At 35.6% G+C, this 21,637-nt stretch carries 17 protein-coding genes; 10 read left to right on the plus strand and 7 right to left on the minus strand.

Features of this window, described 5'->3' with window-relative positions:
- Nucleotides 1-154 precede the first annotated feature (154 nt).
- The 4 genes from J3U14_RS10075 to J3U14_RS10090 all read left to right on the plus strand — a co-directional run bounded on the left by J3U14_RS10075 (nucleotide 155) and on the right by J3U14_RS10090 (nucleotide 7,927).
- Nucleotides 155-1,360 (plus strand): acetate kinase, encoded by a 1,206-nt coding sequence (locus J3U14_RS10075; protein WP_065558167.1) that lies wholly within the window; start codon nucleotides 155-157, stop codon nucleotides 1,358-1,360.
- A 69-nt stretch (nucleotides 1,361-1,429) separates the two neighbouring features.
- The gene (gene pta / locus J3U14_RS10080) at nucleotides 1,430-3,580 is read left to right on the plus strand and encodes a phosphate acetyltransferase (protein WP_267351884.1); all 2,151 of its coding nucleotides are present in this window, start codon (nucleotides 1,430-1,432) and stop codon (nucleotides 3,578-3,580) included.
- A gap of 424 nt (nucleotides 3,581-4,004) precedes the next feature.
- Entirely contained in the window at nucleotides 4,005-4,481 is a 477-nt protein-coding gene (locus tag J3U14_RS10085; RefSeq protein WP_267351885.1) for a toxin-activating lysine-acyltransferase, read from the plus strand.
- Between the two features lie 128 nt (nucleotides 4,482-4,609).
- Complete coding sequence (locus tag J3U14_RS10090; protein WP_267351886.1) at nucleotides 4,610-7,927, plus strand: autotransporter outer membrane beta-barrel domain-containing protein; 3,318 nt, start codon at nucleotides 4,610-4,612, stop codon at nucleotides 7,925-7,927.
- Nucleotides 7,928-8,171: 244 nt separating this feature from the next.
- Here J3U14_RS10090 and J3U14_RS10095 read toward each other — a convergent pair whose 3' ends face one another.
- Complete coding sequence (locus tag J3U14_RS10095) at nucleotides 8,172-8,636, minus strand: MarR family winged helix-turn-helix transcriptional regulator (protein WP_267351887.1); 465 nt, start codon at nucleotides 8,634-8,636, stop codon at nucleotides 8,172-8,174.
- 3 nt (nucleotides 8,637-8,639) lie between these two features.
- The gene (locus J3U14_RS10100) at nucleotides 8,640-9,071 is read right to left on the minus strand and encodes a hypothetical protein (protein WP_267351888.1); all 432 of its coding nucleotides are present in this window, start codon (nucleotides 9,069-9,071) and stop codon (nucleotides 8,640-8,642) included.
- 318 nt (nucleotides 9,072-9,389) lie between these two features.
- Here J3U14_RS10100 and guaA point away from each other — a divergent pair, with 318 nt between their 5' ends.
- A complete protein-coding gene (gene guaA, locus J3U14_RS10105; protein ID WP_267351889.1) occupies nucleotides 9,390-10,973 on the plus strand; it encodes a glutamine-hydrolyzing GMP synthase in 1,584 nt (527 codons plus the stop codon).
- Between the two features lie 227 nt (nucleotides 10,974-11,200).
- Here the strand turns inward: guaA and J3U14_RS10110 are convergent, their stop codons facing one another.
- Nucleotides 11,201-11,566: a nuclear transport factor 2 family protein gene (locus J3U14_RS10110; protein ID WP_267351890.1), complete on the minus strand. Its 366-nt coding sequence runs from the start codon at nucleotides 11,564-11,566 to the stop codon at nucleotides 11,201-11,203.
- A gap of 411 nt (nucleotides 11,567-11,977) precedes the next feature.
- On the opposite strand from J3U14_RS10110, the gene J3U14_RS10115 reads away from it, so the two are divergent.
- The 3 genes from J3U14_RS10115 (at nucleotide 11,978) to plsY (ending at nucleotide 16,421) form a co-directional block, all read left to right on the plus strand.
- On the plus strand, nucleotides 11,978-12,448 hold the full coding sequence (locus J3U14_RS10115; protein WP_267351891.1) for a YhcH/YjgK/YiaL family protein: 471 nt from the start codon (nucleotides 11,978-11,980) through the stop codon (nucleotides 12,446-12,448).
- Nucleotides 12,449-12,820: 372 nt separating this feature from the next.
- The gene (gene uvrA, locus J3U14_RS10120; RefSeq protein WP_411590790.1) at nucleotides 12,821-15,661 is read left to right on the plus strand and encodes an excinuclease ABC subunit UvrA; all 2,841 of its coding nucleotides are present in this window, start codon (nucleotides 12,821-12,823) and stop codon (nucleotides 15,659-15,661) included.
- A 163-nt stretch (nucleotides 15,662-15,824) separates the two neighbouring features.
- Nucleotides 15,825-16,421, plus strand: coding sequence for a glycerol-3-phosphate 1-O-acyltransferase PlsY (plsY, locus tag J3U14_RS10125; RefSeq protein WP_267351893.1), 597 nt, complete (start codon nucleotides 15,825-15,827; stop codon nucleotides 16,419-16,421).
- 257 nt (nucleotides 16,422-16,678) lie between these two features.
- On the opposite strand, the gene J3U14_RS10130 is transcribed toward plsY, so the two are convergent.
- Nucleotides 16,679-17,077, minus strand: coding sequence for a cell division inhibitor SulA (locus J3U14_RS10130; RefSeq protein WP_267351895.1), 399 nt, complete (start codon nucleotides 17,075-17,077; stop codon nucleotides 16,679-16,681).
- A 109-nt stretch (nucleotides 17,078-17,186) separates the two neighbouring features.
- Nucleotides 17,187-17,564 (minus strand): fluoride efflux transporter CrcB, encoded by a 378-nt coding sequence (crcB, locus tag J3U14_RS10135; protein ID WP_267351896.1) that lies wholly within the window; start codon nucleotides 17,562-17,564, stop codon nucleotides 17,187-17,189.
- Between the two features lie 307 nt (nucleotides 17,565-17,871).
- Here crcB and J3U14_RS10140 point away from each other — a divergent pair, with 307 nt between their 5' ends.
- A complete protein-coding gene (locus J3U14_RS10140) occupies nucleotides 17,872-18,483 on the plus strand; it encodes a riboflavin synthase subunit alpha (RefSeq protein WP_267351897.1) in 612 nt (203 codons plus the stop codon).
- 87 nt (nucleotides 18,484-18,570) lie between these two features.
- The gene (locus J3U14_RS10145; RefSeq protein ID WP_267351899.1) at nucleotides 18,571-19,125 is read left to right on the plus strand and encodes a YbhB/YbcL family Raf kinase inhibitor-like protein; all 555 of its coding nucleotides are present in this window, start codon (nucleotides 18,571-18,573) and stop codon (nucleotides 19,123-19,125) included.
- A 139-nt stretch (nucleotides 19,126-19,264) separates the two neighbouring features.
- Here J3U14_RS10145 and mmuM read toward each other — a convergent pair whose 3' ends face one another.
- A complete protein-coding gene (gene mmuM, locus J3U14_RS10150; RefSeq protein WP_267351901.1) occupies nucleotides 19,265-20,206 on the minus strand; it encodes a homocysteine S-methyltransferase in 942 nt (313 codons plus the stop codon).
- Nucleotides 20,199-21,596, minus strand: coding sequence for an S-methylmethionine permease (mmuP, locus tag J3U14_RS10155; RefSeq protein ID WP_267351903.1), 1,398 nt, complete (start codon nucleotides 21,594-21,596; stop codon nucleotides 20,199-20,201). The genes mmuM and mmuP overlap by 8 nt, the downstream gene beginning before the upstream one ends.
- Nucleotides 21,597-21,637 lie beyond the last annotated feature (41 nt).

The following is a 21,637-nucleotide window of genomic DNA, read 5'->3' on the forward strand; positions in this document are numbered from 1 at the left end:
AAATAGTGCCATCCAATTAGGGGCTTTCTTTATTTTATCTTAAAATGCAGAATATCAGAAGTCACCTTGTATATTCACATCGATTATTAAATCATGTGTAGAGTTACCAATTTTGATTGGTATATATCTTTTTATTCAATTTATAGGAATTACTATGTCGTCAAGTAACAATGTTCTTGTTCTAAATTGCGGAAGCTCATCTTTAAAATTTGCTATTATCAATCCTGAAAATGGCGATGAATTTTTATCTGGGTTAGCTGAATGTTTTAATCTTCCTGATGCACGCATTAAGTGGAAACTTGATGGAAGTAAAAACGAAGCATCTTTAGGCGCAGGAGCAGCACATAGCGAAGCAATTAAATTTATTGTTAATAGCATCTTCCCACAAAAACCAGAATTATTAGATAGTATTAAATCTATTGGGCATCGAATCGTTCACGGTGGCGAAAAATACACGCAATCAGTTGTAATTGATGATTCTGTTCTAAAAGGAATTGAAGAAGCAGCGGCATTTGCACCATTACATAATCCAGCGCATTTAATCGGTATTCGTGAAGCATTTGCAGCATTTCCTCATTTGAAAAATAAAAATGTGGCTGTGTTTGATACGGCATTCCATACAACCATGCCGAAAGAAGCATATTTATATGCAATTCCTAACGAATTATACACCAAACATGGTGTTCGCCGTTACGGTGCTCATGGTACAAGTCATTACTATGTTAGCCGTGAAGCGGCAAAATTATTAAATAAACCAGTTGATCAAACCAATGTGATCACTTGTCACTTAGGTAACGGTGCGTCAATCACAGCAGTTAAAAATGGTAAATGTGTTGAAACCTCAATGGGGCTAACTCCGTTAGAAGGTTTAGTCATGGGGACTCGTAGTGGTGATATCGACCCTGCAATTATGTTCTTCTTACATGACAACTTAAAAATGTCTGTTGCTGATATCAATAACTTGTTAAATAAAAAATCAGGTTTATTAGGTTTAACTGGTGTAAGTAGCGATTGCCGTTATGTGACAGATCACTATGACACTGATGAAAATGCGAAAAATGCCCTAGATGTATTTGTACATCGTTTAGTCAAATACATTGGTGGATATGCAATGTTATTAGATGGTCGTTTAGATGCGATTATCTTTACAGGTGGTATCGGTGAAAATGCAGAAGAAGTTCGTCGTATGGCGCTTCAAAAATTATCAATTTTAGGATTTGAACTTGACCAAGAACGCAATTTAGCTGCACGTTTTGGTAAAGGTGGCACAATCACTAAAGATGGTTCAGCAATCGCAATGGTTATTCCTACAAATGAAGAACTCGTCATTGCTCAAGATGCTGCGCGTCTAACTGCTTAAAAGACAAATAAAACCGCCTTTATGGCGGTTTGTTTTTATATTTAATAAAGAATTAAGAGGAAATTGATTATGTCTCGTACTATTATGCTAATCCCAACCGGAACCAACGTCGGGTTAACAGGTGTGAGTCTTGGTGTTATTCGAGCAATGGAGCGTCAAGGAATTAACTTAAATGTATTCAAACCTGTTGCTCAACCAAGAGCAGGTGGGGATGCGCCCGATAACACCACCACTTTAGTAAGCAGCAACACATCTATACCAGCTTTAAAACCACTAAAAATGAGCCATGTTGAAAATCTATTAGGTTTAAATCAACAAGATGTGTTAATGGAAGAAATTGTCGCGCTTTATGCTGAAAATACCAAAGGTGCAGATGTTGTTTTAGTTGAAGGGATTGTGCCTACCAGTGATTATCCTTTTGCTAACGAACTAAATAATAATATTGCTAAAACATTAGGTGCTGAGATTATTTTTGTTGTTAATATGGGTAAAGATACTCCAGAACAATTAAAAGAACGAATCGAAATTGCTCGTTCTAATTTTGGCGGTATTAAAAATGAAAAAATCGTAGGTGTTATTGTCAATAAAGTGAATGCCCCCGTTGAAGAACAAAGCCTTGCACGTCCAGATGTGGCAGAAATTTATCATACACCAAAATTTGATGATAAAAAAATCACAATCGACGATTTAAATGCGCACAGTCCTTTACCGGTACTTGGCTGCATTCCTTGGAATATGGATTTAAGTGCATGTCGTGCAATTGATATTGCCAAACATTTTGATGCAAAAATCATTAATGAAGGTGAGATCAAAAACCGTCGTATAAAACACATCTCATTTTGTTCTCGCAGTGTGCCAAATATTGTTAATCATTTACAACCAAATGCATTACTTGTCACATCAGCTGACCGTGTTGATGTTTTAGTTGCAATCAGTTTAGCCGCAATGAATGGTGTGGCAATTGGAGGGGTATTATTAACAGGTGGTTATGATATAGATGAAAAAATCTATAAATTATGCCAACCTGCATTTGATACAGGTTTACCGGTATTTACGGTAAAAACCAATACATTCCAAACTTCAATCTGTTTACAACAGTTTAATTTAGAAATTCCTGTTGATGATAAAGAGCGCATGGAAAACACACAAAACTTTGTTGCTGACCATATTGATAGCAATTGGATCAAGTCGCTAAACCAAGTAGTGAATTCTGTTCGTCGCTTATCTCCTCCTGCATTCCGTTATCAATTAACTGAACTTGCACGGAATGCGAAAAAAGTGGTGGTATTACCTGAAGGTGATGAACCAAGAACAGTTAAAGCAGCCGCTATTTGTGCAGAGCGTGGAATTGCAAAATGTGTGTTAATTGGTAATCCAGATGATGTGCGTAAAGTTGCTGCTTCACAGGGAGTGACATTGGGTGAAGGCGTTGAAATCGTCGATCCTGAAAATATTCGTGAAAAATATGTACCGCGTTTAGTTGAGTTACGTAAAAACAAAGGCATGACCGAAGTGATTGCGCGAGAACAATTGGCTGATAACGTTGTGCTTGGAACCATGATGCTTGAAGCAAACGAAGTTGACGGTTTAGTGTCTGGTGCAGTGCATACCACGGCAAATACAATTCGCCCACCATTGCAATTAATTAAAACGGCACCGGGTAGTTCTTTAGTTTCCTCAGTATTCTTTATGTTAATGCCTGACCAAGTATATATTTACGGTGACTGTGCAATTAATCCAGATCCGAATGCGCAAGAACTGGCTGAAATTGCGATTCAATCTGCTGATACAGCTATTGCCTTTGGTATTGAACCAAGAGTTGCAATGATCTCTTATTCAACCGGTAGTTCAGGTCAAGGTGCTGATGTTGAAAAAGTGAAAGAAGCAACCCGAATTGCTCAAGAAAAACGTCCAGATCTCATGATCGACGGGCCTTTACAGTATGATGCTGCTGTCATGCCTGATGTGGCTAAATCGAAAGCACCTAATTCTCAAGTTGCAGGTAAAGCAACCGTATTTATCTTCCCAGATCTTAATACGGGTAACACGACTTATAAAGCCGTACAACGTTCTGCTGATCTTGTTTCAATTGGTCCTATGCTTCAAGGTATGCGTAAACCAGTTAATGACTTGTCTCGTGGTGCATTAGTGGATGATATTGTTTATACCATTGCATTAACGGCGATCCAATCAGCGCAAGAACAAAATGCAAATAACTAATTTATATCGGTTATTTTAATATAAAAAAGAGGTGAGTAACATCACCTTTTTTTATATGCATTGATTTTTACCACATGCTTTTTTATCGACTCCATTAACGCTATTTCATTAATGTTATTTGATTGGTCAAAAAAAGTGTTTTAATTGACTATAATAAAAGTCAATACTCAGTTTTTTAAATTAAATTTTACAATATAAAGGGGAGTAGAGACACAAGAATAAAATATAAAAACAATTCTAAGATAATTCATACTGTTTTAACAAAAAAATTTCAATTCACTCTTCATCTCATAACTAATTAAAAATTAATTAATGCCTTGAATTGATTATCAATCTTAATTATTTTTTTATAAAAAATAAATTGATGAATTTTTATCTTTTATGTAATACAATTGTATGTAAATGTTAACAAAGGTAAAGCTATATGAAAAGTCTTGAGCAAGACTTGATTAGAATTATTGCACCGAGTTTATATCATGACACCTCATGGAATGAAGCTGAGGTATTAGGGGCTATGATCTGGTTATGGAATCGAAACCCTGAATACAAAAAAGCGGAATTAAACTCCGCTTTAACCGTTTTGTTACCTATTATTCAGTCTAAAAATTTTGCTCTATTTATTCACAACAACCAACCGCTAGGTTATTTAAATTGGGCTTATCTCAATCGAGAACAAGAGCAACTCTATTTAAACAAAAAAAAACCTTATATCAATTTTGTTCAATGCAATCAGGCAATGGAATCTACCCGCTTGTGGATATTATCTTTTTTTTGCCCATTTGGACTGCATGAAGTGTTACTAACCAAATCGTTAGGAAAAAAAGTCCTAAAAAATAATCTTTGCTTTTTTGGCTATCACAAGTCAAAAACAGAAACAGTCGTTAAAAAAGTTCAGTGCTAATCATTAATATGCAGTTTAAATCTGTTTTTTCTCTATAGTTTCAGATGGTTCTTAATTAAATCGTTGTCATTCTCGATAGTAATTTGTTGTCGTACTTATTTTTTATCGTTAATTTGAAGGAAATTAATATGAACCAAATTTATCAAACGAAATTTAATGTTATCACGGGTACTACTATAGTGTGTTCTGAATTAGTACGACGAGCAAGTAAAGCAATGATAACATTAAGTGTTTTAGTTACCTCTGCTTCTTCGTTTGCTTTAGACTGTACCGCCAGTGCCGATGGCTCTTACTTGGTCGGTCAAAATAGCCCAAGCTGTAATAATATTAACGCAGCGACCGTTAACCAATCGGGTAATGCCAGTTTTTATATTCTTACTCGAAGCCGATTACATGAACAACTCAATGTCGGTGATACAACGCTTACCGCCAATGTAAACGGTGATTACACTGGTCTGGCTAATCAATATACCTATGGCGTGTCGGGCGGATCAATTAATGCAGGTAATTTAAATTTTACATTGAATAACAACGGTAACATGCTAGGTCTTGCCACTTATCACAATGTTAATCTGACTGCAAAAAATGTGGAATTAAATATCAATGATAACTATACGCGTGGTGGCAATTCAAGTGGTACGGTTGCTTCTTATGGTTTATTAGCTGGTTCGTCAGTTAATGCCGGTGAGAGAGATACGTATAATGGTAAATACAGTACCATCACAGTGGATAGTTTGAAAATTAATCAAACAGCAAAGGGGGGCAAAACCCAGCCAATTTTAAATAACGGTATTCGAGCAATTCAAGGAGCCTATGATAATTCAGGCGATGGTTCTGCAGGACAAGTTATTATCAATGATAATTTAGATATGACATTAACGGGAAATCGCTCAATCGGTATTTATGTTTCGGGCAATCCAACCAATCATGGGGTTGCAGAAAATAAAGGCCGAAACGGTCAGTTAACCCCAAAAGTAATTTTGAAAGGAGAGAAAAACACTATCATCATTAATAAAGGTAATGATAGCTCAAGGTTAAACTGGGATAGTGTGGGGATTAAACTGGGAAAAACCCGTAATACAGGTGAGGGGCCAGGTATTTTAGAATCACATGGGGAGTTGACTATTGATACCACTAACGCTTTAAATGGTAGTGGTATCAAAATGGTTAGGAATTCTTCATTAACAGCAAATTTTGATAATAGTAAAACGATCATTAAAACCAATGGTTATGCATTGGAAATTGGTACCCATGATGATGCGACTTCAAGTGGACAATTTGAACAAGCTGCATCACACAATATGAGTATCAGTTTAAATAATGCAATATTTACCACAACAGGAACAAGTGCTGATCCCGTAATTGAAGGTTCTGTTGCACGCAAAGATTTAATTTTTGTTGATCAAGGTCAACAAAATGTTAATTTTACAATTATGGGTGATGAAACCGATCTCCATGCTAATCAAGACGGCTATATTCTCAACGTCAGCGGTAATTACACTGCACCTAATTATCAATTTTTTTCTAATACGTATGATGCTAACGGTGTTGAACAAGGACATGATGACTATGAAGTTTCCTCTGTCAGCTTTTATGCTTATGGTAAAGGAAGTATGACTGGGTTAATTTCCAAAGGGCAAGTAAAAGCGGAGGAGGGTCAAGTTCTTGATATAAATAAAGAACCAGGAGTTTGGTTAGATTTAGCTAATGACTTTCGTTGGAATTTGCAAAAAAAAGGTAATGATAATATATCAAAATTAAATACGATTCTAATTGAATCTGGTGGAACAATCAATGCAGCTTATAATGATGATGGTGGTAATGATTTTATCGTACAAGCTGATGTTTATAGCAATTCAGGCATTATTAATTTAGATAATTCATCTCATCAAAAATATAATGATATATTAACTATCGATGGTAACTATACCGGATCTAATGATGCTCAAATAAGATTGAACACATCGTGGAATAATGCCAGCGATACTTATGCGATGAATTCACAATCTGATGTGTTAAAAATCACAGGTACTGCATCTGGTTGGACTAAAGTGATACCGATAGATGCGAATGGCACAGAAAACGTGATTGATGGTAATATAAGTCAAATTGACGCAGTGATAAATACTGTTCCCGTGATTTATGTAGGACAAAGTAAAAATGAACTTAATTTTCATGGTGAAGCGCACACAAACGGCGCGACTGAAATTCAACTAGCAAAACGTCAAACAGCTGATGGTGATGAATATTTCTGGACTATGCAAGCAGGTACGACACCACCACCACCGCCGCCGCCACCACCACCGCCGCCACCGCCACCGCCGCCGCCGCCACCACCGCCGACGCCAGAACCGCCGACGCCAGAACCGCCGACGCCAGAGCCACCGACGCCACCGACGCCACCGACGCCACCGACGCCGACGCCGACAATTAAACCTAAACCCATTTTTGCCAGTCCGGTAGCAGGATATGTTGCTATGGCGAGAGTCAATCAGGAACAAGGATTTTTAAGTATTGGTTCTTTACATGAACGTCGGGGAGAATACACCAATTTTGATTTAGCCAATTGTAATACTTGTGAAGAGTTTTTAAGTGAAACTTGGGGTAGGATTTTAGGCAAACACATAAAACAAGATGGTAAAGATCGATTAAATTTAGAGAGCGATATATATGGATTCCAATTTGGTCATGATTTGCTGAATAATGTAAGTGATGATGGAAGTCATAATTATACAGGTATCTATTTAACCTATAGCAAAGCGCATACCGACTTTTCCGATAAATATCGAGCTGTACATGGGATAATTGACCATAATAAACGAACAGGAAAAGGCAAATCAGAATCATTGAGCTTGGGATTAACCAATACTTATTTTTCAGTAGAGAATAACTATTTAGATTTAGTTGGACAGTTTTCCTATTTACGTAATAAATATGAAGCTCGTAATGGTAATAATCCACATACTCAAAATGGGTGGGCATTTGCCATTTCGGCCGAAGCTGGGCACACCTTTAAAATAAATCAGAATGATCTTGATAAAGACTATTGGATAGTTGAGCCTCAAGTTCAATTAGTGTACCAATATGTTGATTTAGATAGTTTTAAAGATAAATATCGTCGTGTTGATCAAAATAATCAGGATCTATTACGGGGTAGAATCGGTATTCGTTTGGGTAATAATAACCAAGCAACAGTTGAGCAGCATACCACATTCTATGCAATTGGTAATATTCTGCATGACTTTATCAAGCCAAGCCAAGTTACCATAGGTAGAGATAAGCTGCGTGAAAATTATGCTCGTACATGGGGAGAATTGGGCGTTGGGTTAAAAACGCCTTTATTTGAAAAGACTTATCTTTATGGCGATGCTCGCTACGAACACGATTTTGGAAATACCAAACGGCAAGGTTATCGAGGAAATATCGGTATTGAACATAAATGGTAAGTGTAAATTAATAATGTAAATTATGATTTAGTTTCAAAGTGTTATCTATGTTACACTCATCTTATACGTAATGGCTTGTTTAGCATTACGTATATTTTTTATCTAATATAATAGTAAGTTACATAATAAAAAATATTGATTTTTTTAGACTTATTAATCAACTAAGTTTGCAGCAAGATAACTCAATAATCATAATGAATAGCTAAAAACAGCAAATACTTAAATTTTTAACTCAAGCTATTCTTCAATCAGTTCGGTTTTTTAAGAGTGTTAAAAGCATCGTCATAAAGTGCTTTTTATCCTCTTTTAATAATGAAAAAAATTCTTGATCCATTTGTTCAACTAAAGGAACGGTTTCATTTGCCTTATCAAGCCCTTTTTGCGTTAATACAATTGATTTTGCACGACTATCTTTGATTGAACAAGTGCGTTTAATGTAATCTTTTTTCTCTAAATTCTCTAATATTTGAGAAATAGTCATGACATCAATATTCGTTTTATGGGATAGAATAACTTGTGTTATCTCATCAGGATATTGAGATAAATAAGCTAGGGTCGCTAGCACAATAAATTGGGGATGTGTGATAGACTGTTTTTTTAAACAATTTTTTATATTTGTATGCCAGGACGAATAAGTTTTCATAAAAAGAAAACCAACAGAGTCTGAATCAGATTGGAATTGCGTCAAAAACTTATTGTCCTTTGCCATAACTTACCCTTCAACTAAACTATTTAATTTGTATGTTTTATCAATAATATCATCCGAAATCTGTTTAATAAAATTATAAGATGCATGAGTATCCATTTTCGGATCCGGTTTTAATGAAATTTCTGACTTCAATGCATATTGATTATGCGATAATTCAATAATTTGATGTGAAAAATAGAGTAAACCTATGTCAGGCATATCAAATTGTTCGGTAAATTCTTGTTCATTAATTATTTTAGATAACGTCACGTCCATTTCTGGCATATTTTGTAATTTAAAAATACCTTTAGAACCGGTTTTTAACTCGCCCGTGATACGAAAATCTTCAAGATCGGTTTCCCATAATTTTCTGAAATTAAGATCAGTATAGTATGGCCATATTTTAGATGGTGTAGCCTTTGTTGGTAGTACAAAAGAAATTGAAATAGTATTCATCGTTTTTTCCTCGTTTTGATAAGTCTGCATATTATAAGTATACTTATTAAATAAGTAAAGAAATTTTATTGTATTAAAAAAATTATATTCATGATTAAAATCGGTTAGTTAATTCAAAAAGAAAATAATTAAGATCTGACTAATTCATATAAGGATTGTCGTTTTATTAACAAAATAAAATACCGTATCAGGATATATTGAAACTTGCAAAGGTAAAATATTTACAATTGTTTTTTTATTTAATCCGTTCAATTTAGTCGGTAAATGATACAATACCACCTTGATTTTGTAATAGACCATAGTTTAGGAACAAATTTGATGAAAAATGACATCCACCAGCAACGTATTTTAATTCTTGATTTTGGTTCACAAGTTACCCAATTAATTGCACGTCGGATTCGTGAAATTGGTGTTTATTGTGAGCTTTGGCCGTGGGATGTATCGGAAGAAAAAATTAAACAATTCAATCCTAAAGGGATTATTTTATCGGGTGGTCCAGAAAGTACGACAGCACAAAATAGCCCAAGAGCCCCCGAATATGTTTTTAACGCAGGTGTGCCTGTTTTAGGTATCTGTTATGGTATGCAAACTATGGCAATTCAAGTTGGTCAAGGTGGACAAGTCACCGGTTCAAATCAACGTGAGTTTGGTTATGCTAAAGTCGACATTATCGGACGCTCAAAATTAACTGACGGCATTTTAGATAGTACTAACAACGATGGTATAGATCAACTTGATGTCTGGATGAGTCATGGTGATAAAGTCACAACTTTACCGGATAGTTTTACGGTCATTGGTCGAACAGAAACCTGCCCATTTGCCATCATGGCTAATGATGAAAAGCAATTTTATGGCGTTCAGTTTCACCCCGAAGTCACTCATACAATAAAAGGGTTTGAATTGCTCCAACGGTTTGTAATTGATATTTGTCATTGTGAAAAACTATGGACACCATCTTCTATTATTACCGATGCAATTACCCGAATAAAAGAAAAAGTCGGCAAAGATAAAGTATTATTAGGGTTATCGGGTGGCGTTGACTCTTCTGTTACGGCATTATTACTCCATCAAGCCATTGGTGATCAGCTGACCTGTGTTTTTGTCGATCATGGTTTATTACGTTTGAACGAAGCGCAACAAGTTATGGACATGTTCGGCAATAAATTTGGGTTAAATATTATAGCCGTGAATGCCGAAGACCGCTTTTTAGCAGCCCTAAAAGGGGAGGCCGATCCCGAAGCTAAACGCAAGATTATAGGGCGTGAATTTGTCGCTGTGTTTGATGAAGAAGCGGCAAAACTCAAAGATGTGAAATGGTTAGCACAAGGTACTATTTATCCTGATGTGATCGAATCTGCGGCAGCTGATACCGGTAAAGCACATGTGATTAAATCGCATCATAATGTCGGTGGTTTGCCAGAAGAGATGAAAATGGGGTTAGTGGAACCACTACGAGAACTTTTTAAAGATGAAGTACGTAAAGTTGGGTTAGAGTTAGGTTTACCATATGACATGTTATATCGTCATCCATTCCCTGGACCGGGTTTAGGCGTTCGAGTACTTGGCGAAGTGAAAAAAGAGTATTGTGACTTACTCCGTCAAGCTGATGCGATCTTTATCGAAGAACTGTATAAAGCCGACCTATACCACAAAGTCAGCCAAGCTTTCACCGTATTTTTACCCGTACGTTCAGTCGGCGTAATGGGGGATGGACGTAAATACGACTGGGTTGTCTCGTTACGTGCAGTTGAGACTATCGACTTTATGACCGCTCACTGGGCACATCTGCCATATGACTTCTTAGGACGAGTATCAAATCGGATCATTAATGAAGTAAACGGAATATCTCGCGTTGTCTATGACATCAGCGGTAAACCGCCAGCGACGATTGAGTGGGAATAAAAAATAACTTAATATTCCAGCATAATCGAAATATCAGCGCTGATAAAGCGCTGTTTTTTGCTGTAGTATTTTCCAATCTGCTGATTAAAAACAGTATAACAGTCATTTGGGTAGAGAAATTGTCTTATTATCGTTGATGATTAAAAATGCGTGCTTAATGTTTAATAACAACCTTATCCTTTAAACCCAACCAAGATAAGGTTGTCATGTTTATTTCATAAAATGATCTAAAATAAACTATTTTTATTAACCGATTTTACTTTTTCTACATGGGACTCAATGACATCCCAATGTTCAACGATCTTATTGCCTTCGACACGATAAATATCACATACCTTATTCACGGTACCGTCTGGTAGGGAACATTTATAAAATACGTAAACCATATTCGCTTCACAACTGATGTTGACAATATCGAGTTTGGGTTTAGTTTTAATAAACTCTTTGAAAAATTTAATAAATCCTGCTTGACTATCTTCAACCTGAGGATTATGTTGAATATAGTTTTCTGATACATAATGAGGAATTTTATCCACATTACCGTTAATAAAAACATCTTTGTAATAATTTTCGATCAATTCTTTATTTTTCATCATAGTTACCTTTTGTTAGAAAGACATACATTCTATTGAAATTAATGATTTATTAAGAAAAGAAGAAGATCTGAATAGCTATTGTGTATTAAAAAATAGATATGATAATGATAAAGACTGTAAATAATAAATGGCTTTTAGTGTTATACCACCTCCTTAATCAAATGTCACGATTTCTGTTTAAACTCGATTAGTCTAAAGTCGACCATATTAGGTCATTTTAATCTTACTGGGATAACTTAACACAATAACTAATTATATTTATCAATATAAAGCATTCGTCATAGGCATCAAAAAAGTCTAAAGGCTATCATAGTCTATCTATTAAAATGTATTGGATAAGTATATACTTAAACAAATGCTGTGTATTTGTGATATCAGTAATGTTTCATTTATGAAGGATTATCAAATATGATTTTAGGTAATATTAACCATTTAAATTTAGTCCCTTATTTGCCTGCCAAAATAAAGCAATCGATTGAATATATCAAAGATAATGTCAATCAAAATACGCCTATAGGGCGTTATGACATTGACGGTGATAAGATATTTTTTATGCTATCTGATAGTTCAACTCGTCACATTGACAAGGCTAACCCTGAATATCATCAAAAATATATTGATGTGCAAATTGTATTAGACGGTCAAGAGGGAATGGCGATTAATACTTTACCACCTTACACTAACAGGCTCGATGATCAACTTACTACTAACGATATTGCATTTGTTGAAACCCCTAAGGAAGAAACATTACTGGTTTTGCATTCAAACGATTTCATTGTTTTTTTTCCTAATGAAGTCCATAAACCTTTGTGTGCAATAAACAATAACATTAATACTGTTCGTAAAGTGGTCATTAAAATAGCCTTAGATCATCTTTAATTTAGGAATCATTGCGCTAAATTGAGATGAATTTAGCGCATATACTATGACATACTTGCCAAAATTGCATCCAAGCAAATGAGTTTAATAAATAGTGAACATCTATTTTCAATGCTTACTTCGAAAAGTCGGTTAACTGGCACATTATGCTTAAATGTTCTGGCATTAACGGAGTACGATAAAACTCATTATGATATTTTGCTCATTGAATTTTATTGATAAATTTGTTAGCGTTAATAAAAGAACCGTAAAACCCATAAACTCATCAACGGTGAATTAGTACTATATTTCATCACTCATCACTGGTATAATATACAGTTAAATTTTCATTTGAATTGTACAAAAAACATACTTAAGAAGAGATCTATGTCAATTAAAGATATCGATATTCGAGGTGCGAGAACGCACAACTTAAAAAATATTAATGTCATTATTCCACGCGATAAACTTGTCGTTATTACAGGGCTTTCAGGTTCTGGTAAATCTTCATTAGCATTTGATACGCTTTATGCAGAAGGGCAACGGCGTTATGTCGAGTCATTATCCGCCTATGCACGACAGTTTTTATCATTAATGGAAAAACCCGATGTTGATCACATTGAAGGATTATCGCCAGCGATTTCAATTGAACAAAAATCTACATCGCATAATCCACGTTCAACGGTCGGTACGATTACTGAAATTTATGATTACCTCAGGTTGCTTTTTGCCCGAATAGGAGAGCCTCGTTGTCCAAATCATAATTTACCGTTAGCAGCGCAAACCGTATCGCAAATGGTCGATAGCATTATGGCATTACCGGCTGAAAATCGATATATGCTACTTGCACCAGTGGTGACCGAACGTAAAGGGGAATTTGTTAAGCTTTTTGAACAGCTTTCTGCAAGCGGTTATATACGGGTAAGGGTAGACGGTGATGTCTATGATTTATCTGATCCACCACAACTTGAATTACAAAAGAAACATACTATTGAAGTTGTTGTCGATCGTTTTCGTATTCGTGATGATTTAAAACTACGTCTGGCAGAATCGATTGAAACAGCACTATCCATTACCAATGGTATAGTTAAAGTAGCTAATTTGGATGATCCAAAAGCTGAAGAAAAAATATTTTCGGCTAATTTTGCCTGCCCAATTTGTGGTTACAGCATTTCTGAGTTGGAACCTCGTTTATTTTCATTTAATAATCCAGCGGGTGCTTGTCCCGAATGTGATGGTTTAGGTGTTCAACAGTACTTTGATCCTAAACGCATTGTACAAATGCCTGAAGTTTCGTTAGCTGCGGGCGCAATAAAAGGCTGGGATCGTCGTAATTTTTACTATTTTCAGATGTTAAAATCTTTGGCGGATCACTATAAATTTGATATTGATAAGCCTTACGAAAAATTACCTGAAAAAATAAAAGATATTTTATTAAATGGTTCGGGTAGTACCGAAATTACCTTTGTTTATACTAATGATCGTGGTGATGTGGTTAAACGAAAACATACTTTTGAAGGTATCATAAATAACTTAACGCGTCGCTATAAAGAAACCGAATCACAAACGATTCGTGAAGAATTAGCTAAATACATCAGTAACCGCCCATGTCCATGTTGTCATGGATCAAGGTTATGTACAACAGCAAGACATGTATTTATTAACGATACAAATTTACCAACGATTAGTGATTTAAGTACTCAACAAGCAAAAGAATTTTTTGACAACTTAGTGTTAACCGGTCAACGTGCCCAAATTGCAGAAAAAATTCTGAAAGAAATTAATGACCGATTACAGTTTTTAATTAATGTTGGACTTAATTATTTAACGTTATCACGTTCGGCAGAAACCTTATCCGGCGGTGAAGCGCAACGTATTCGCTTAGCCAGTCAAATCGGTGCCGGTTTAGTTGGCGTAATGTATGTACTTGATGAGCCTTCTATTGGTCTACATCAGCGTGATAATACTCGCTTAATTGATACATTGACTCATTTACGTGATTTAGGTAATACTGTCATTGTGGTTGAACACGATGAAGAAGCGATTATGGCTGCCGATTACGTGATTGATATTGGTCCGGGGGCAGGGGTTCACGGGGGCGAAGTTGTGGCTCAAGGAACACCTAAACAAATCATGGAAAATAATGCATCGCTTACAGGAAAATATTTATCCGGTAAAGAAAAAATCGAAATCCCCGCAACGCGTACCAAAGTTGATAAAAAACGGATGTTATCGCTAATCGGGGCAACGGGTAATAATCTTAAAGATGTCACGTTAAATATTCCGGTCGGACTGTTTACCTGTATCACTGGGGTATCGGGATCGGGCAAATCCACTTTAATTAATGATACATTATACCCACTCGCTCAAAATGAACTCAATGGCGCTGAAAAAAGTGATATTGCACCTTATAAATCCATTAAAGGTCTTAACTTTTTTGATAAAGTTATCGCGATAGATCAAAGTCCGATTGGACGAACACCACGTTCAAATCCTGCTACTTATACCGGATTTTTTACATCGATTCGTGAGCTTTATGCAGGAGTACCTGAAGCACGAGCCAGAGGGTACAATCCAGGGCGATTTAGCTTTAATGTAAAAGGTGGACGTTGTGAGGCTTGTCAAGGCGATGGCTTAATTAAAGTTGAAATGCACTTTTTACCTGATATTTATGTGCCATGTGATCAATGTCATGGTGCACGCTATAATCGTGAAACGCTTGAGATCAAATACAAAGGTAAATCTATTAACGAAATTTTAAATATGACCGTTGAAGAAGGGCGTGAATTTTTTGATGCGGTTCCAATGATCTCTCGAAAATTACAAACCTTGATTGATGTTGGTTTGGCTTACATTACTATTGGTCAATCGGCAACGACATTATCGGGTGGGGAAGCTCAGCGAGTTAAATTAGCCAAAGAACTATCAAAACGTGACACAGGTAGTACGCTCTATATTTTAGATGAGCCAACGACTGGTTTGCATTTTGCCGATGTTAAACAATTACTTGCGCAATTGCATACTTTACGTGATAAAGGTAATACTATTGTCGTCATTGAACATAATTTAGATGTCGTCAAAACCGCTGATTGGATTGTGGATCTTGGGCCAGAAGGGGGGAATGGTGGCGGTGAAATTATTGCCGAAGGTACACCAGAAGAGGTTGCAAAATCGAAAATATCTTACACGGGTCAATATTTAAAACCACTATTAGATAAACAAAAAAGAAAGTAAAATAGAGTCAATTTTGATTAAAGGATTAAAAAGGACGGGAGGCAACTCCCCACTTTTATTTATTTCTCTATTAATAAACATCGATAAAAAGTTCATTAATTGAATTAGTTTAACTTTTTATCGATATAATAATCAGAAAATAGGTACATCTAGGGAGGGGCTTTTGTCATTAGAAATCTTAGCGATGATCATCATCGCCTATCTTTGTGGTTCATTGTCAGGTGCTATGATAGTTAGTCATGCTATGAAATTGCCCAACCCCTTAACGCATGGCTCTCACAATCCTGGGGCAACCAATATCCTACGAATTAATGGTAAACTACCTGCTATTGTTGTCTTAATTTTTGATATGTTCAAAGGTACGCTACCTGTGTATCTGGCGTATCGAATAGGAATATCGCCCTTCTTTTTAGGTATTATTGGCATTTCTGCTTGTCTTGGGCATATTTTCCCCTGTTTTTTTCATTTTAAAGGCGGTAAAGGGGTTGCGACAGCATTAGGGATGATGGCACCGATTGGACTTGATTTTACAGGATGTTTTATACTGACTTGGCTAATAACCTTATTGATAACGGGCTACTCATCAGTTGCAGCTATTATCGGGTTTCTTATGGCGCCATTTTATGTTTGGTTGTTTAAACCTGAGTTGACCTTACCGGTAACTATGCTTTCTTGCCTCATTATTGTTCGCCATAGTAGTAATATTATGCGTTTATTAAAAGGTGAAGAACCAAAAAGCTTAAAGCGATTAAAACTGTAATTTAATGGCATCAGTCGGATTCAGATCGGTTAACATAACAGTATTGACATGACGATAGCGATGAAAAATGAGTTGTTAACTTCACAAATTATTACTTGATGATTATCAGTTAGAAATTCGCCTAAAAAAGTATCAATTTCAATAAAATTCTCGAAAAAAGAACACGTACATTGATGATGATTGATTCTTCATCGAATTAATTGGTGTTATCACTTTCCTTTTAACTTAACTTATCCAAAAATAATCATCTTTTCAGTTTAATGGTATTGAGTATATTGCTCTTTGGATTCATCATTGACCAAAAATAACGTTGTATCACTGGCTAACACCGCGTTATGCAAACGTATTTTATCTTGTTCATTAAGCTGCTTAATACAAGCAACGACATAACTACACGTTTTATTTTGTAAGGCTTTTTCAATCGTTGATACCAGATTTTCATTTTTTATATTGGTGATATGGATTACTTTTTGCTTATCTAAACCGGCAAAGTTAACCCAAGATCGCTTTAACATCGGTCTATCGGATAACCAAAGCTGCCATTTTTTTGCTTTATTAAATGAACGTAATAACGGTCGCTGTTGTTGTAATACTTGCTGAAAAGGAGATTCAAACTCAAACGCCATAATTTGTTGTGATGATTGTTCAATAAGCATAATGACCTCTAACTGTATTAATATACAGTGTATATTAATGCAGTATTTAAAGGTTGTAAATATTTTTTATGTTATGTTAGGCTAATCAATTATTAGGCTAACAAAGCGATCAAGAACGAAAATATTGATAAGTCCAAATGCCTAAAAAAGTCATCAATACCGAGCCAACAACATGGATACCTATTGTCGCTAATGCCCATGTTACTCTGCCTTCCTGCAATAAATTAACAATTTCAGCCGAAAAAGTAGAAAAAGTTGATAAACCACCACAAAAACCCGTGACGATTAATAAACGCCATTCAGGGGAAAGATTAGAATGATTAAAAAAAGCGATGGCAAAACCAATAATATAGCCAGCAATTAAATTAGATAATAGTGTTCCGATTGGAATAGTAAAGGCAACCACATTGAATTTAAGTGATAAAAACCAGCGAAGTAAACCACCCGCTACAGAACCGAATGAAATGGCTAAAATAAGTTTTAGCATCAACAATCCTTAATAAAATTTGAGAAATGATTTTTACTCAGTGAATGAGAATGTCATTATAAAATGACTTAATGAATATTGACTAGTTTTTGTATAACAAATTCTAATAACGCTACTTAAACACTGAGTTTCAATAGGGTATCAAAAAAATAGAGTTCTTAGGGTATCTCTAATAGTACTTAACATAAGTTATTCAAATCAATCTTAACCGATTAAATTGATTTGTTAAGGAATGAATGATAAACATAGAAATTTATTATTAGATTACGATAAAATGGAGATCTCAAAAGATTCAAACGGAAATTATATGTTTACGGGTATTGTACAGGGTGTTGGTCAAATAATTGATATTAACGATCAAGATAAATTACGAACTTATAAAGTTAAACTTCCAAGTCAGCTAACGCAAAATATTGAAATTGGTGCGTCAATTGCGAATGATGGATGTTGTTTAACGGTAACAGGTTTTGCAGATGATTGGGTCTCATTTGATATCATGCAAGAAACGCTAGCTTTAACCACATTAGGTGATAAAAAACTGAATGATTACGTTAATATTGAACGCAGTGCAAAATATGGCGATGAAGTCGGTGGACATATCATGTCTGGACACATCTCTTGTACAGCAACGATTGTTGATATTCAAAAAACGGCAACCAATTGCCAGATGCAACTTACACTACCCAAACAGTTTATAAAGTATGTTTTATATAAAGGTTTTATCGGCATTGATGGCGCTAGTTTAACGGTGGGCGAAGTAGATGAAAATCGTTTTAAAATTCACCTTATTCCCGAAACATTAGCGATAACAACGTTTAAAAATAAAAAAGTTGGTGATAAAGTCAATATAGAAATTGATTCACAAACTCAAGCGATAGTTGATACGGTTGAGCGAGTATTAGCAACTAAGTTTAAATGAGGTTGAAATAGAACATTGTGATGTAAACTGCCGATTAGTCAATAAGTTAGTTATTTATTTTATTCATTTAAAATATAAGGAGTAAACATGCGTCATTCTACCAAATTGAAACCCTTGTTTTACGGAGTATTATTGTTATTCACTAGTTACAGTTATGCATCTGAAATGCAGCTATCCAGTCCTGATTTAAATAAAAATGGTTTTACAGATCAATTTATTTATAATCAATTTGGTTGTCAGGGTAAAAACCTATCGCCTAGCATTGAATGGAATAATGTACCTAAAGAAGCAAAAAGTTTGGCATTAACCATGTATGATCCAGATGCGCCAACCGGATCAGGATGGTGGCATTGGACGGTTGTCAATATTCCGGTCGATGCGACAGCGTTAAAGCAATCAGCTGGTAATAATATTGATTTATTGCCTAAGGGAAGTCAGCAAGTTCGTAATGATTTTGGTACGGCTAATTATGGCGGACCTTGCCCACCAGAAAACTCTAATCACCGTTATCAATTTACACTCTATGCACTTGATATAGACAATATCAATGTTGATGATAAAACAACGCCAGCTTTAGTTGGTTTTATCATCAATTCGCATCAAATCGCTAAAGCATCCATTACCTTCAATTACGGTCGTTGATGAGAAAGTTACTCTTCAATATGAAGTCTTTTATTAGTGATTGAATATAAAAGTTTAATAATATCGAAATCAACTAATCAAACCAAAAGTATACAAAATCAACATTATTTGATTTTGTATACTTACTCAACGAAAAGTTTTATTTATCTTGCAGGAATTTAGCGATATTAGCAATATCGTTAGGCGTGGTTTGACAACAACCGCCAATTAATTTAGCACCAGATTCTATCCAGTTTGTTAACTGATTAGCAAAGGTACAATTATGTTGCGGGTTAGGGTGCCATTGTTTGATTAAAGGATCATATACTTCGCCAGAATTTGGGTAAACGATTAATGGTTTTGATGTGAGTTTGTTTAACACATTTAGTGACCTTGTCACTTTTTCTAATGCAATGCAATTGATGCCTACACTGGCAATTTGCTCAATATTATTTAAATATTCGACAACTAATGATAACGGTGTTCCATCACTCAGATGCTGATCATCTTTCAGTGTAAATGAAAACCAGCAACGTATTGCAGGAAATTGTTTAATCACCTTTGTTAATGCTTTTATTTCTGTAAAAGAAGGCAAGGTTTCACAAGCGAGTAAATCCACATTGGCATCGATAAGTGCTTTTATGCGGACATAATGAAACTCCATAAAGGCTTCTTCACTCAGTTGATAGGCTCCTGTATATTCGGAACCGTCAGCTAAATAGGCGCCATAAGGCCCAACAGACCCGGCAATGAGTAAAGGTTTAGGTTGGTCTAATTCGCTTAAATATTGTTGTTTAGCTTGTTGTGCAAGTTCAACACTTTTTTGTATTAACGCAATTGAATCATTGAGATTAATCCCTTTTTTAGCAAATCCTAAAGGTGTTGCTTGATAGCTTGCTGTAATGGCACAGTCTGCGCCAGCTTTAAAGTAGTCATAATGAACTTGCCGAATTAATTCAGGTTGCTCAAATAATACTTTTGCTGACCATAAACTATCATTTAAATCGCATCCACGACGTTGTAACTCGCTGGCAAGTGCACCGTCAACAATGATAAAGTTTTTTTGGTTTAATAAATTCTTAATCGGATTATTATTAATCATTTTGAGTAACTCGAGTGTGATACTTATGCGTCAAATGGTAAGCCATAAAACAAACAATGACAAAAGGGATGCCACAATATAGTGCTATTCGTTGCTCGGGATCAAAAGCCAGTCCAATACAGGCAATCACGCACAAAATTGTGCCTAAAATCGGGACTAAAGGGTAGTAGGGCGCTTTATATTTTAAATTAATAATTTGTTCTTGAGAAAGCTTTTGTCTAAAAAAGTAATGTGATACACAAATACTTAACCAAACAGCAACCACGGCAAAACCTGAAATAGCCGTTAATGCAACAAAGACTGTATCAGGTGCAATCACACTGGAGAATAGCGCCAGTAATCCCCCTAACATACTCACTGTTATAGCGGTGGTTGGAATACCTTTAGTGGTTAATCTTGAAAAGCATTTTGGCAAAGTACCTTGATTTGATAACGACCATAACATTCGACCCGATGCATAAAGTCCTGAATTAGCCGCCGATAAAATGGCAGTTAAAATCACAAAATTAAAGATATCGGCAGCATAAGGGATACCAATATTTTCAAAAACCATCACAAATGGACTCTTAATGACGCCTGCTTGTTCCATGGGCAATAAAGCCGCCAGTACAAAAATAGTGCCAACAAAAAAAATGATTAACCGTAAAATGGTTGTTTTTATGGCTAAAGGAATACTTTTTTCAGGCTGCTTAGTTTCACCCGCGGCAATACCGATTAGTTCAGTACCAGAAAAGGCAAAATTAACCGATACCATTGTCATGATGATAGGTGTCAATCCATGTGGAAACCAACCATTATCTGTAATATTGTGAAGAAATGGGGCTGGCATATCGTTTTTCATCGGTATAAAACCAAAAATAGCTGCGCTGCCCGCAATAATAAAAACTATAATCGTAATGACTTTAATTATTGAAAACCAAAATTCACTTTCCGCAAAAAATTGTGCAGTCACAATATTCAAAACAAATATAACTGCACAAAAGATTAAACACCAAACCCAAACAGAAATATCCGGAAACCAATACTGCATACACATACCCGCAGCGGTTAGACTTGAACCCAATGCAACTGTCCAGGTTAGCCAATATAACCAAGCAACGGTATAGCCAGTAGCAGGGCTAATGAAACGGGAAGCATACGTATGAAAAGCACCGGTTTCGGGCATAGCAACCGCAAGTTCGCCAAGGCACAACATAACTAAAAAAACGACCAAAGCACCAATTAAATAGGCAATAATCGCTCCCACGGCTCCTGCGGTTGCAATAATATAACCGGTATTAAAAAATAATCCCGTGCCAATCACGCCACCTAACGATAACATAATTAAATGCCGAGTTTGCATAGTACGATTAAATTGATTCTCAGGTGATTTAGATAGATGATTGTTCATAACATGGTATGTCCGCTAGCGTATTAAAAAATTATTTATTG

The organism is Gilliamella sp. B3801, from assembly GCF_026536645.1.
Taxonomy (GTDB): Bacteria; Pseudomonadota; Gammaproteobacteria; order Enterobacterales; family Orbaceae; genus Gilliamella; species Gilliamella apicola_I.